Raw genomic sequence first — 14578 nt, forward strand, 5'->3', positions numbered from 1 at the left:
AAAATTAAATTTATAAAAACTGCTATGAAACTTTTATTGACCTTAAACCTATTTCTATTACTCTCATTTAGTCTATTTTCACAAGAATATTCATTTAAAAAGAATGGCTATTATTTTACTAAAAACAAAACAGCTACAAAAGATTTTATAAATACTAATTATCATAAAAATTTAGATAGCAAAGGATATATTTTTAGCGTTAAAGCTATACTTTTTAAGGAACAAAATAAAATAAGTGTTAGTGATGATTTTTACGGATTATTTGAATCCAATAAAAATAATTACGAAGCTTCTATCGATTATTTAGAAACGTATTTAAACTATTATTCCAAATTTAAATCCAACTCTTTTTATACCATAAAAGATAGTGTGTTTACATTTAAAATAGTTCCATATATAAATGAACCTATCAAAAAAAATAACATAAAGTCAATTCGTTATAAAGGAGTTTTTAATGATGAAAATAGTTTTACTTTAACAGAAAAAAACACCTACAATCATAAAAATGAAATCATTAAAAGTTATAAAATAAATAAAACTTATATTTTTAAACCTTTTATAATTAAAACAGAAAAATTTTATAATGATGATTTAAAAGAAATTAGCTTTGAAGATTATAAAAAGTTAGCAGAAGATGATTCAAATATTTTATTTGATGAAACTAATGATAGCATCATTTTTAAAATGGCTTTAAAGAAAATTAAAACTAGTAGATTTAATATAAATGAATTTGATAAAATAAAAAATAATATTGAAAATATTACTAAAAAATCTATTGATGAAGACAAAACTATAATACTAAATTTTATTAATTTAAGTTGTGATTGTCCTAATAATGAACATTCAATTTACTTTAAGAAAAGGTACAAGAAGTATTTAAAAAAGGTCGATAAAAAAGATAATATTCAACAACTTTTTATAGCTGTTAATCCAAGTGAAATTAAAATTGGTTTAGATTACTTTAATGATAATGATTCTTATTTAACTAAAACTTTGTTTAAAAAAATTCGTTTAAATGGATTTGTAATCATAAAACCAAATGGAAATTATTACCTTGAAAGAGAAGGCTATAATTTTAATTTAAATAAAATATTAGAAAAAATTTAGGCTGAACTACAAAACCCCAATCTCATTAATCATATCAGAAGATGGGTTTTTCTGTTCTTTAATATCAAAATAAATAAAGACTGTAACCACTACTGAAAATATATAAAGTATAAATTTAGCTAAATATGCAAAGCCCAGAAAACCTAAATATACTGGATCTGAAAATATACTAATCAATTCAGTAGCTTCTTGATTTTGTATCATAGCTGCCATATCTGTTCCCATATACAAAGTAGCTGGTAGATTAATAATATAACCTGCTACACCAATTAATATTTGTACAACAATTAAAATTCCAAAAGTTTCCCACCAGTGTTCTTTAATAAAACCAAATGAATCATTAATTGCATCGAAAACACCTTTGTTTTGAAAAATAAGTAAACATATAGATAAGGATAAAACAACACCTAAATAAATACCAGGTACAAAACAAAATAATAACCCAAAACCAACTATTATACCAACTAAAAAAAACAAACCAACATAAGACCAAAAATTTTCTTTAGATAGATTTTGTATTTCTTTATAATTAACAACCCCTTTATTTTCTACGTAAGATTTTATGTAAGATAAAGAAGCTACTGTTACTAATGCATAAGCCACTAAATAAGCAAAAATAAAACCTATAAAAGGTATTAATAATTGTGAAAAATTAAAATTAATGTCGTTCTCATATTGATTAAATTGCAACAAATCTGCATATAATGGCATAAAACTCATTACAAAATATAAGGCAAAACCAATAGCTATTAAAACAGGAATTATAGAAATTTTAATTATTGTACCAAAAAAAGGTTTCCATTCTACACTTAAAAACTTAAAAGTATCAGAAAGCATATCACCTAAACCTCTAACTTTTTTAAAATTTACAAAATTCTGTTCTTCCATAATTTCTGTTTTCAAAGCAATTTTTAAACAATTTTATCTTCTACTGTAATTTGGTGATTCTTTTGTAATAGCTACATCATGAGGATGACTTTCATTAATTCCACTTGCTGTAATTCTTATAAACTGACCAGTTTCTTTTAAAGTTTCAACGTCTTTTGCTCCACAATATCCCATACCTGCACGTAAACCACCAACAAATTGATGAATACTTTCAAACAATTCTCCTTTATATGGCACACGACCTACAATACCTTCTGGAACTAATTTTTTAATATCATCTTCTACATCTTGAAAGTATCTGTCTTTAGAACCTTGTTTCATAGCTTCTACAGACCCCATACCTCTATAAGATTTAAACTTTCTACCTTCGTAAATAATTGTTTCTCCTGGAGATTCTTTTGTACCCGCCAATAAAGAACCTAACATAACAGTATCTGCACCAGCAGCAATTGCTTTAGGTATATCTCCTGTATAACGAATTCCTCCATCAGCAATTACAGGAACTCCACTACCTTTTATAGCATTTGCAACTTCTAATACTGCAGAAAATTGAGGAAAACCTACACCTGCAACAACTCTTGTTGTACAAATAGAACCTGGTCCAATACCTACTTTTACTGCATCTGCACCAGCTGCAACTAAATATTGTGCTGCTTCTGGAGTAGCAATATTACCAACAACAACATCTAATTCTGGAAATTTTTCTTTTAAACTTCTCAATACTTTTACAACTCCTTCTGTATGACCATGAGCAGTATCTATAATTACAGCATCTACACCAGCATTTACCAAAGCTGCTGCTCTATCTACAGCATCTTTTGTTACACCTAATGCTGCTGCAACTCTTAATCTACCATAAGTATCTTTGTTTGCAATTGGTTTTTGAGTAACTTTAGTAATATCTCTAAATGTAATTAATCCTTTTAAAATATAATCTTCATCAACAATTAAAAGTTTTTCAATTTTATAATTCTGAAGAATTTTTTCTGCATCTTTTAAAGAAGTACCAACTGCAGCAGTTATTAGATTTTCGCTTGTCATAACCTCTACAATAGGTCTACTATTATTATGCTCAAAACGTAAATCTCTGTTGGTTACAATACCTTCTAATTTTCCATCTTTATCAACAACAGGTATACCACCAATACTATGCTCTCGCATATTATTTTTTGCATCTGCAACAACAGCTGTTAAAGGCAAAGTAACAGGATCTAAAATCATACCACTTTCTGCTCTTTTTACTTTTCTAACTTCTTGAGCTTGCTGCTCAATCGTCATATTTTTATGTAAAACACCTATACCACCTTCTCTAGCCATAGCAATAGCTAATGAAGATTCTGTAACAGTATCCATAGCTGCAGAAACTATTGGTACATTAATAGTTATGTTTCTAGTAAATTTTGTTTGTATACTAACTTCTCTTGGAAGAACTTGAGAAAAAGCTGGAACTAAAAGAACGTCATCATAAGTAAGACCTTCTCCTAAAATTTTGTTTTCGTGTGCTATCATTTGCAATTAAGATATAATTGCGTACAAATTTACAACTAATAATTGAATACTAACAATTTAAATTCATTTTGAAAATTTAATAAATTTTTATTTATAATTAATCTTAATAAAGATTGTTTTGTTGGTAAAAAATTATTTTATTTGCACATAATTTAAAATAAGTCTAAATAAAAACAATATGAAATTTAAAATTACAAGTTTACTTTTTTTATCAATCTTAACTCTATCATTTATATCCTGTTCTAATGATAATAATGATGTTGAAGATACAGATACAGCAGAAGTATCAGAATTTTTAGAAACTTATGCAGATATAGTATCTCAAAACTATGCAGACACTTATAATACTGCTGTTTCTATGCAAACAAAAATAGATGCCTTTATTGCTGCTCCTAGTGAAACTACTTTAGAAGAAGCACAAGATGCATGGTTATATGCTAGAGATTTCTATGGACAAACTGAAGCTTATAGAGAAGCAAATGGACCAATTGACAATGAAGATTTGTTAGGTACAGAAGGACAAATTAATGCTTGGCCATTAGATGAATCTTATATCGACTATGTATTTAATACTACAGGAGGTGTAGAGCAAAATGGTTTAATTGGTGATACTTCGTTTGAACTAACTGAAGCAAATATTATCTCAAAAAATGAAGAAGGAAAAGATGACAATATTTCTACTGGATGGCATGCAATTGAATTTTTACTTTGGGGACAAGATTTAAACTACGATCCTATTAACCATACAACAGATAATTATTCTGTTTCTGGAGATAGATCATATACTGATTATTCAACAGCAGATTTTGCAGATAGAAGAGCAACATACTTAAAAATTGTTACAGATTTATTAGTTAATGATTTAAATGATTTAAAAACTACTTGGGCTGTTGGTGGGTCTTACAGAACTACTTTTGAAGCTTTAGATGAAAATGAAGCATTAGTAAACATTTTAAATGGTATTGGTTTTATTTCTAATGGTGAAGTAGCTTTAGAGAGAATTGATCCTGCAATTGATGAAGGTCAAGAAAATGAGCATTCTTGTTTTTCTGATAACACAAATCAAGACATGTGGGCAAATGTAAATGGTATAAATAATATTATAGTTGGTAGCTATACTTCAGAAAGTGGTACTACAATTTCAGGAACTTCTTTAATTGATATTGTAAAAGTAGAAAACACAGAAATTTCTAGTGATTTAGAAACAAAAGCCACAGATACACTTACAAAACTTGCTACTTTATTAAGTTTAGGTAAAAATTTTGATGAAATTATTAGCGAAGAAACTTTAGGTTCTAATGGACCTGCAGGTCAATTATCTTCTGCTTTAAAAGCACAAGGTATTGCAATATCTGATGCAGCAAATGCTTTAGGAGTAAATATTACAATTAACTAATAACCAAGTTAATTAAAATACTTTTTTACTGAAGTCTCAATAATGAGACTTCAGTTTTTTAGTTTAATTATGTAAAAAAATATAATGAATAAAAATCTTTTTTATCTATTGCTTTTTCTTTTAATCTCATGTAACACTAATGAGTTTACTGAAGATGATTATATAGAAATTAATTATGAATTAGATGAAGAAAACTTGGTTTCTCATCTATCTATTGAAGCTTTTACTGCAGACAAAGCATTTGGTAGAGGGATCCCTGAATTGTCTGACTTAGAACTTTCTTTTTTTGGAGTTGGTAATGCCATGTTCGATCAAAGTTGGGTTTCTGCTCCTGCTTCAACAACATCTAGAGACGGTTTAGGACCTATATTTAATGCAAGAGCTTGTAGCGCATGTCATTTAAGAGATGGTAGAGGAATACCTCTTTTAGAAAGTGGAGATGGTTCTGAAGGCTTTTTAATTCGTTTAAGTTCTGGCAATAATCCAATAACAGGACCTATTCCATTTCCCAATTATGGTAATCAATTACAAGATGATTCTAATAATGGAATATTAAAAGAAGCAGACATCAATGTAAGTTACGAAATTATAACTGGTAATTATCCTGATGGAACATCTTATGAATTAAAAAAACCTATTTACAGTTTAGTAAATGGTAATTATGGAAATTTAGCTGGTGCACATCAATCTCCTAGAGTTGGTCAGCAAGTTATAGGTTTAGGTTTTATTGATGCTTTAAGTGAACAAAGTATTATAGAAAATGAAGATATAAATGACATTAATGGTGATGGAATTTCTGGTAAAGCAAACTATGTTTGGAATATAAAAGAAAACAAAAGCACAATTGGTAAATTTGGTTGGAAAGCCAATCAACCTACTTTAGAACAACAAATATCTGCTGCTTTTAATGGTGATATGGGTTTAACAACTACACTTTTCCCTGAAGAAAATTGTCCTAAAGGTGTAGATTGTTCCTCTATAACAAATGGTATAAATCCTGGAGAAATTGTAGAAGTTACAGACACTCAAATGAGTAGAATGATGGTTTACATGAGTAGTATATCTGTTCCTATTAGAAGAGATTTCAAAACATATAATGTGCAAAAAGGTAAAGAATTATTTAACGAACTAGCTTGTGTAAAATGCCATATAAACAATTTTACAACAAGTAATTTTGACTTATTACCACAAATGAGTAATATAACAATTCGTCCTTATTCTGATTTTTTATTACATGATATGGGTGATGCTCTTTCTGATAATAGTGCAGATTTTTTAGCATCTGGTAATGAATGGAGAACCCAACCTCTTTGGGGTTTAGGTATGATAGAATTTGTGAATGATCATACATTTCTTTTACATGATGGTAGAGCTAGAAACGTAGAAGAAGCTATTTTGTGGCATGGAGGTGAAGCAGAAACTTCAAAAAATAATTATATGAACTTAAGTGCAGAAGAACGCGAACAAGTACTTAGTTTTTTAAATTCTTTATAAATGAAAAAGTATTTTATATTTTTAATAATTACAACAATAATTGTTTTAGCTTGTAATAAAAGTGATGAAAACACATCTACAATAGACACTTTTCATCAAGAATATTACAATGTTAATATCTATCCAGCTTTAATTAATTTTAAAACAGAAATTGAAGAACAAGTTAATTTAACAGCACAATTTAAATCTTCTAAAACAGAAGAAAACTTTAATAATTTAAAAGAGCAATGGTTAGTTACTGCAAAATCTTATGCTAAAATAAGTGCATATAATCTGGTTGCTATAAAAACACTTTTTTACGATATTCTCATTTATAATTTTTCTATAAATACAACTACCATAGAAAATAACATTTTAGAAAACGTTACTTTTAATTCTGATTATTTTAATACAAAAAGTACAGCTTCTAAAGGTTTAGGAACCTTAGAATATCTCTTATACAACAATCAAGATAGTCACAAAGCATTTAAATTATTACAAGAAAACCCTAATAGAATAAATTATTTAGAAGGTGTTTCTAATGAAGTTTTAGTGCAAAGCAATTTATTAATCGAATTTTGGGAAACCGAGTATAAAGAAGATTTTATAAATTCTACAAGTATTTCTTGTACCCAAAACGCACGTTGTTTAGCATTTAATCAATTAATTAATGTTTTAGATGTAATTAGAGTTACTAAAGTTGGTAAACCTGCAGGTCTAGAAAACTCATCAAATTCATCTGTTGAATCTTTAGAAGCCTTTAGAAGCGAAAGTTCTTTAGAATTGATAAAAAGTGCTATTGAAGAAGTAGAAAATGCCTACTCTAATAGTAGCGTTAATTTTGCTGATTTAGTTGATGAAATAGCTGATTCATCAGAAATATCTACTGCAATTGATGCTAGTTTTAACGATGTTTATATACATATAAATGCTATTAACACTAGCTTATATACTGCTATAATAAACGATAATTCTAATGTAGATGCTCTGTATACTTCTTTATTTGACTTGGTAAAATATTTTTCTGTTGATGCAGCTAGTACATTATCTGTTAATGTATTACCCACAGATAATGATGGTGATTAAAATTTAAACTCTAAAGTAACATAATAATTTCTTGGTGATGAAGGTATTATACCTGGACCAGGATAACCTGTTGCTCTTCTTGTAAAATAAGTTTTATCTAATAGATTATTTACACCTGTTTCTATTTTCATGAATTTATAGGTATAAGATGCAGAAAAATCTAAAATGCTATATGCAGGTATTAAACCTCTAACTGCATTAGCTTCATCAGAAATTATAGTATTATTGGCATCATTAAATTGTTCTGATAAATAACTGTATTGCAAGCTTGTTAAGAAATTATCAATTCCAAAACGTATACCTGATTTAATATTAACATCTGGCACAAACTCAACTTTATTACCTTCAATTCCGTTTTCTTTTGCTTCTGTGTATTTTGAGTTAATGAAAGACGAATTTAAAAACACATTAAAACTATAATTATTATTCATCTTAAATATTTTTTTCAGGTTAAAATCAATTAAAGATTCTATACCTAAAATTCTAGCTTTACCCACATTTGTTCTTAATAAACCAACATTATTTACAGGCGGAATTGTTGTAAAAACATCACCAATTCTGTTGTTGTAGAATAATGAAAACACATTTGCATCAAAAGAAATTAAGTTTTTATAATTGCCTCTAAAACCAACATCCGAAGTAAAACCTTTTTCATCTTCTAAATCAGTATCTACTGCATTTGCAGGGTTTACAATATTTACATCAGAAAAAGTGATAGATCTATAATTCTGAGAAACATTGGCATAAAACTCTAAAGATTTAGCTTTTTTATAGCTAAAACCAATACCAAATAAACCAAAAGAACGCTCTTTTGTTATATTATCAGATTCTTCTATGGCACCAATAGGATTTCCTGCACCATCAAAATTAGTTCGCTTTTTTGTTCCATTACTACCTGTGTTTATATACTCGAAACGAAAACCTGGAGTTACAGAAAATTTATCGTTTACATAAAAAATATTTTCACCAAAGATGGCAACATTTTCATTAGGGTTTTCAAAATCGGATTGATATTGATAATTAGGAAATTGATCTATTGCTGATGTAAAATTAGCATCACTACCATCTGTTCCTGGTCCTTGAAAAGAACTATTGTCTGCTTTATAATACTTGGCTCCTATTAAATATGTTGCCTTTTTATTAAAAATGGTATAATTATTTACAAAACGAGTTTCAAATCCGAAGTTATTAAAATCACCAATAATTAATTCTCTTGCACCAAAATCGTCTGAGTTTGCAACTCTTGCAATTCTATAACCTACTGCTTTTCTAGACGCATTTAATCCGAAGAAATTAAAGCTGAATTTAGTGTTTTCAGTAAAATCATAATTATATTTTAAATTATATAATAACCAATCTACTTTAAAAAAATTACGTGTTCTATTGCTCTGAAAAGGATCTTCTGCAAACATATTATCTGTTAAACCTCCTGCTTGCTGTGCTAAATAATCTAAGTAAGAAATTTCTAAAGCAACATTACTTTTTGTATTTATTTTATACCCTAAGTGTAAAAATGCATTTTTAGAATCGAAGTTAGAATTTGGTCTAAAACCATCTCCTTTTTTATAATTGAAATACGCATAGTAACTCAACTTATTTTTAGTACCACTTACACTCGTAAAATTGGTGTACAACCCAAAACTCCCCACAGTATTTCTGGTAATAATTTCTAATTCTTTATTTGGATTTGGCTGTTTCATTACAAAGTTGATTAACCCTCCAAACTGCGTTCCATACTGCAAAGAAGCTGCACCTCTAATTACTTGAATTTCTTGCAAACCTTCAGAAGCTGGTGTGTAATAACTTTCTGGATACCCCAAAACATCTGCGCTAATATCATAACCATTTTGACGTGTGTTAAAATTCGTTGTTCTATTGGGGTCTAAACCTCTACCACCAATATTTAACTGTAAACCTGCATCATCATTTTCAAAAATATTTAACCCAGCAATTTGATTGTAAATTTGTCTTGCATTGTTACTTGCCAAGTTTGCTGTAGATTGATTTACCAAAATAACCTCAGTTTTTTTACCTGCATAAATAGAAGTACCAACAACATCTTTTAAGCGCTTTAATTCAAACACTTTCTTTTTATTGGCTTGAATTTGAATTTCTGATAATTCTTGGGATAAAACTTCTAAAACAACAGTTAAATCTTTATACTGATTAGATGTTATTGTTACGTTCTTCACACTATAATTATCAAGATAAAAAAGTAATGACAAACTTTCTTTTTCTGTAGAAAAACTAAAGTTACCATTAGTATTTGTTTGCGCTAATAAACCACCATTTTCATTATAAATCTGTACTTTATTCAGTATTTTTTTTTCTTGATTAACAACTGTACCTGTAACTTTAAACTGACTAAAAGCAACAAAACTAGTTAAGAAAATTAGTGCTGTAATTAAGTTTTTAAATATCATATTAAATACCTTTAATTTTTACTTTTGATGAAAATGGAACAATCCAATCTTTTTGCTTAAAACTTTCTTTTTGCTGATATAAATCTACTTTTGGATTGATAAAAACAGTACTCATTCTACCATTCAAAGCCACATAACTATTTACAAAAACTTGTACATTTTTATGTCCTTGACTTGTAAAATGATCTCCTAAATAGTGTGCATACTCCAAAATAAAATCGGGCTGAAAACTCATTTGTTTTTCTTGATAAAGTGATAAAAAATCAGAATTATCAATATAAAAGAAAGCTTTTGTTTTAGCATCTACAATTTTAAAATTGGCATAACCTGCTTTTTCCATTAACATAACTCTCCAAGAAAAACGATAGCCTTCTTCTGTCCAAAATAATTCTCCAGGGTATAAAATATTTCGAAAAGGAAATGTAATTTGAATCAATAAAAACAAGCCTAAAATAGGATAAATGAATTGTTTTTTTGTTTTTGAAAAAGTAAAGTTATTTTTGATAATAGAAGAAGTTTTCGACTTCGCTTTAAATGACAGTTTTAACAAGAAATATTCTATTTTATCAATTATCTTTTGATGAAAATTAGCATCAAAAAATATCAAGGTAGAAACTATCATTATAAAGGGAAACATGCCAATTGGGAATAAAACTCTTGTAAAAACATGAAAAAACACCACCAAAACAAAGGCTAACATTCTTGTTCTTTTGTATAATAATAAAAATGGAATGAATAAATCATACAACAAACCTCCATAACTCATTGTGTAATGAAACCAGTCTTGTTGCATAAAACTATTGCCAATTAAAGGTAAATCGTATTTAGAAGGTAACCAGATTTTTAAAGGCATTGCCCTAAATAACCAATCTGAATTTAATTTGGCTAAACCAGCATAAAAATAGACAATACCTAAAACTAGTTTTATACTATCTATTGTCCATTTTGGAATGTTCTTATATATTACTTTCTTTTTTAAAGAATCTAAAGAAAAATATGCGTTTGCTGGTAAAAAAATCATTAAGAAACTTAAAACACTTATAAAATAATAGTGGTTTAAATAGGTAGTTTTGTCCATCAATTCAATGTATGTAAAAGACAGAAAAAATGTAATAATTGCAATTCTATATTTATAACCAATTGCTACAAATATTGCTGATAAGCCACAAATTACAAATACTAAATAAGTATAAATTCCTAAAGGTTTTATCCAACTAAAACCATAATAAGAAAAATGAAATTTTGGTTCTAAATAGAGGGTTTCTATCCAACCATTTGCCCAAAACCTTATGATACTTGCCAACATCATTAAACCAAAAAACAAACGAAAAACAGCTAAAGGAGCTGCATTTGTTTGCTTTTGTAAGTAATGTTCTAATTTTTTTATCATTCTAAAAAAACGAAAAGTTATTCTTAATTATAAGAATAACTTTTCGTTAAATTTTATATTTAAATTCTGTTGTTAATCTCCATCACTATCAACAAAAATAATGCTAATATTTAATGCAGAAGCCATGTCTACTTTTAGAAAAACTACTAGTTTTTGTAATTCGTCATAAGCCAATGTCATTTGTGTATTGTCTGTATTTACTTGCTCAAAGAAATTAGCATTTAAACTTTGTATTTGTGTTTCTGCAGTACTTAATTGATTTGTAATACTAGTTACTAAATCTTGCCTATCTAAAGCTTGTAAATACTGTTGAAAACTAGATTTACCAGAAATAGAAGTTCCTTTAAAATTACCAACAAATAAGTTTTGAAACCCGTCTAAAGCTTGTAAAGCTAATTCTTTAGAAATATCTTTTCTATAAAAAGCTTCTACTTTTTCTGGTAAAGTTGTTGATGAGAAAACACCTGCAGGAATTCCGAATTTATTAGCTCTTATATTTTTTTCATAGAACTCAATATAATCATTCAAAAATTTATTTAGCGCACTTGTTGCTGTGTTTCCTGTGCTTGCAACAAACTCATCTCTATAAGAAGTTGTCCAATCATTTAAAACCTGAGTTGTTAAACTACTCATTTGATTTAAAACATTAGTAACATAATCCTTATAACCTTCTGCATTTGCATCTGTTGTAAATTTAGCTAATATATTTGCATCAGTATCTGCAATACCATATAGCAAATAATCTAAAGCTGGGAAACCTTGTGCATCTTGATAGTTTACATTGTCTAAATCGTAACTTCCGTTAGCAATATTAGTCTCTACATCTGCAACAGTAAGCGGATAAATGTTCATGTAAAATTTATATTGCAACTCTTCTGCTTTACCAATATTATACATTTCTATATTTTGGTATTCTTTATAAGCAGTAAACCAAGAAGTTCTTAAAGCTTCTAAATTTGTTTGATTAGGAGTTGTTACAAAAACATTTCCAGCAGCTTTTAAACTACTCATTTCAGTATCAAAATCTTGTAAAGAAGGGATAATAATATTATCAGCAATATGTGTTAACATTACACCTCTATCAAAATTATCTGTTACCTCTGGTTCATTTTCTGTTGATGAACTACAAGCGTAAATGACTGTAATTAAAAAGGCAAGAATTGTTATTTTTTTGAACATTTTATTTCTATTTATTCTAAATAAAGAAACAAAAGTAGTAAAATGTAAAAAAACTTTTACCTTTTACCACTTTTAATTTTAATATTATTAATTAGCTGCTTGTTCTAATGTAAAATTAAATTTAGCTGAAATAGTTGTAGAAATATCATCTAAAGTAGCATCTGTAAGATCCCAAAAACCATTACCTTCTAATAAAGTAGCAACAAAAGTATCTACTTCTGTTTTAGTAAAATAAGGTAAATCAGAATTTGGTTGTCTTGTAAATTGTAAACTGTAAACAAAACCTAAACCTTCTGATAAATCGTGAAATGCAGATGCATTATCTGTACCTAAAGTAGCTTTAGCTTGTTGTAAATAATATACTGCTCTAATACCAACAATTTCAGAGATTTTTTCTTTTAAAATTTCTGCTTGTGCATCTCTAGTTGTATAATCTTTAGCTACAATTGCAGCTCTACCTAATTTAAAAGCGTCATAAATATCAGAAGCAATACCTGCAAAATCATCATCTCCTTCTACTCTACTTAAATACTTATTTAAAAAAGAATCTATATTTAAAACTGGCGCAGTTACATCTACTTCATTACCATATAAATAACCAAAGGCTTCATCCCATTTATGCTCCATGTTTGTATATACTTTATCAGTAGCAACTACATCATTATCATTATCTGCTCTATTTGTACCTTCATCTAAAACTGCAGTACTCAAATAATTATTTAAAATTTGATCTACCATTAAACCACCAATTAAACTTTTATTTATCATTTGGTTTAACTCTAAACCTTGTGCAGTTACAAATCTTTCAGAACCACCACCTGCTTCTTGAATTTTACCAGCTACACCTGTACTTGCATTTACACTCCAATTAGGAAAAACATCATTTACCTGAGCTGAAATCCAAGAATCAAATTGAGTTTTAATAGCTGTAGCATCTGTTGTATTTGCAGCATAAAAATCTGTAGAAGCAGCTGTTTTACTTCTTAAGTTTTTAGAAGATGCATTTAAATCTGTATCAGAAAAGTCATTATCTCCTTCTGCATGAGCAAATTTAGCATTTAAAGAAGCTGTTGTTTCTGTTGTTACTGTCAATGCTGAAACAAACTCATTACCCATCTGAATTCTAGTAGTTTGCCCATTAAAATCTACTGTAGACTCTCCATTTCTTTCGAATGTATAAGTTGCTGGTGCCTCTGTCATTGTTGTTTCATTTTCATTGTTATTACAAGAAAATAATAGTGTTGAAACTAAAGCGAGTGATAAAATTACTTTTTTCATTTTTATTTAGATTAACTTAAAATAGTATATTAATTGCGTGCAAATATACTATCCAAAGTTAATTTCATCAAACTTTATTAAGAATAAATAAAAATAATTTATAATAATTAATGTTTTACGACTTTAAGTAATTGAGGATACTTATTCTTGAATTTGTTAAGCCTTGGAATTGAAACCGCTTTTACATAACTTTGACTAGGGTTTCTTTTTTCAAAATCTTGGTGATAATCTTCTGCTTTATAAAACTTAGTATGTTTGGTAACTTCTGTAACTATATTACCATCATAAACTTCTTTATTTAATTCAGCAATTTTATTTTCTATAATCTTTTTCTCATTTTCTGTTTGATAAAATGCAATAGATCTATATTGAGTTCCATAATCTGGATGCTGACCATTTCTAGTAGTAGGATTATGAGAGCCAAAAAAAACAGTTACTAAAGTTTCAAAACTTACTTTTTTAGGATTATAATATACAGCAACAGTTTCTGCATGACCTGTTCTACCTGTACCTATTGATTGATATGTAGGGTTTTTAGTATTTCCTCCTGCATAACCAGAAACAGCTTCTTCTACTCCTTTTACACTTTCAAAAATAGCTTCTACACACCAAAAACATCCGCTTGCGAAATAAGCTATTTTAGTATTTTCATTTGGTATGTAAGTTTTTGTTGACAATTCAGCTTCCTCTTTTTTAGTAAAACTAAAACATGATATTAATAGTAATGAAAATGTAATTATAGATACTGACTTTAATAACTTCATAAATATTTTTTTATATTTTTTAATGTAAAGTGAAATTGGTTAAGATTATTTATAACAATCAAAATTTTACAAATAAAATTTGCAC

General features: G+C 27.9%; 11 protein-coding genes. 4 read left to right on the forward strand and 7 right to left on the reverse strand.

Annotation, left to right across the window (positions count from 1 at the left end):
• The first annotated feature begins 24 nt into the window (after positions 1-24).
• Complete coding sequence (locus KO506_RS14585) at positions 25-1107, forward strand: hypothetical protein (RefSeq protein ID WP_215995651.1); 1083 nt, start codon at positions 25-27, stop codon at positions 1105-1107.
• A gap of 6 nt (positions 1108-1113) precedes the next feature.
• On the opposite strand, the gene KO506_RS14590 is transcribed toward KO506_RS14585, so the two are convergent.
• A complete protein-coding gene (locus tag KO506_RS14590; protein ID WP_215995652.1) occupies positions 1114-2010 on the reverse strand; it encodes a hypothetical protein in 897 nt (298 codons plus the stop codon).
• 18 nt (positions 2011-2028) lie between these two features.
• The gene (gene guaB, locus KO506_RS14595) at positions 2029-3504 is read right to left on the reverse strand and encodes an IMP dehydrogenase (protein WP_215995653.1); all 1476 of its coding nucleotides are present in this window, start codon (positions 3502-3504) and stop codon (positions 2029-2031) included.
• A gap of 178 nt (positions 3505-3682) precedes the next feature.
• Between guaB and KO506_RS14600 the strand changes: the two genes are divergently transcribed.
• From KO506_RS14600 to KO506_RS14610, 3 genes are all read left to right on the forward strand, one after another.
• The gene (locus tag KO506_RS14600) at positions 3683-4900 is read left to right on the forward strand and encodes an imelysin family protein (RefSeq protein WP_215995654.1); all 1218 of its coding nucleotides are present in this window, start codon (positions 3683-3685) and stop codon (positions 4898-4900) included.
• An 84-nt stretch (positions 4901-4984) separates the two neighbouring features.
• Positions 4985-6394 (forward strand): di-heme oxidoredictase family protein, encoded by a 1410-nt coding sequence (locus KO506_RS14605; RefSeq protein WP_215995655.1) that lies wholly within the window; start codon positions 4985-4987, stop codon positions 6392-6394.
• The gene (locus tag KO506_RS14610) at positions 6395-7459 is read left to right on the forward strand and encodes an imelysin family protein (protein WP_215995656.1); all 1065 of its coding nucleotides are present in this window, start codon (positions 6395-6397) and stop codon (positions 7457-7459) included.
• Here KO506_RS14610 and KO506_RS14615 read toward each other — a convergent pair.
• The 5 genes from KO506_RS14615 to msrA form a co-directional block, all read right to left on the reverse strand.
• Positions 7456-9882, reverse strand: a complete 2427-nt coding sequence (locus KO506_RS14615; protein ID WP_215995657.1) for a TonB-dependent receptor family protein — start codon at positions 9880-9882, stop codon at positions 7456-7458. The two genes, KO506_RS14610 and KO506_RS14615, sit on opposite strands and share 4 nt — an antisense overlap.
• A gap of 1 nt (position 9883) precedes the next feature.
• A complete protein-coding gene (locus tag KO506_RS14620; protein ID WP_215995658.1) occupies positions 9884-11272 on the reverse strand; it encodes an HTTM domain-containing protein in 1389 nt (462 codons plus the stop codon).
• A 72-nt stretch (positions 11273-11344) separates the two neighbouring features.
• Entirely contained in the window at positions 11345-12451 is a 1107-nt protein-coding gene (locus KO506_RS14625) for an imelysin family protein (protein ID WP_215995659.1), read from the reverse strand.
• A gap of 87 nt (positions 12452-12538) precedes the next feature.
• Positions 12539-13729, reverse strand: coding sequence for a DUF4856 domain-containing protein (locus tag KO506_RS14630; protein ID WP_215995660.1), 1191 nt, complete (start codon positions 13727-13729; stop codon positions 12539-12541).
• A gap of 107 nt (positions 13730-13836) precedes the next feature.
• Entirely contained in the window at positions 13837-14493 is a 657-nt protein-coding gene (msrA, locus tag KO506_RS14635; protein WP_215995661.1) for a peptide-methionine (S)-S-oxide reductase MsrA, read from the reverse strand.
• Positions 14494-14578: the final 85 nt, after the last annotated feature.

Source organism: Polaribacter vadi (assembly GCF_018861005.1).
Lineage (GTDB): Bacteria > Bacteroidota > Bacteroidia > Flavobacteriales > Flavobacteriaceae > Polaribacter > Polaribacter vadi_A.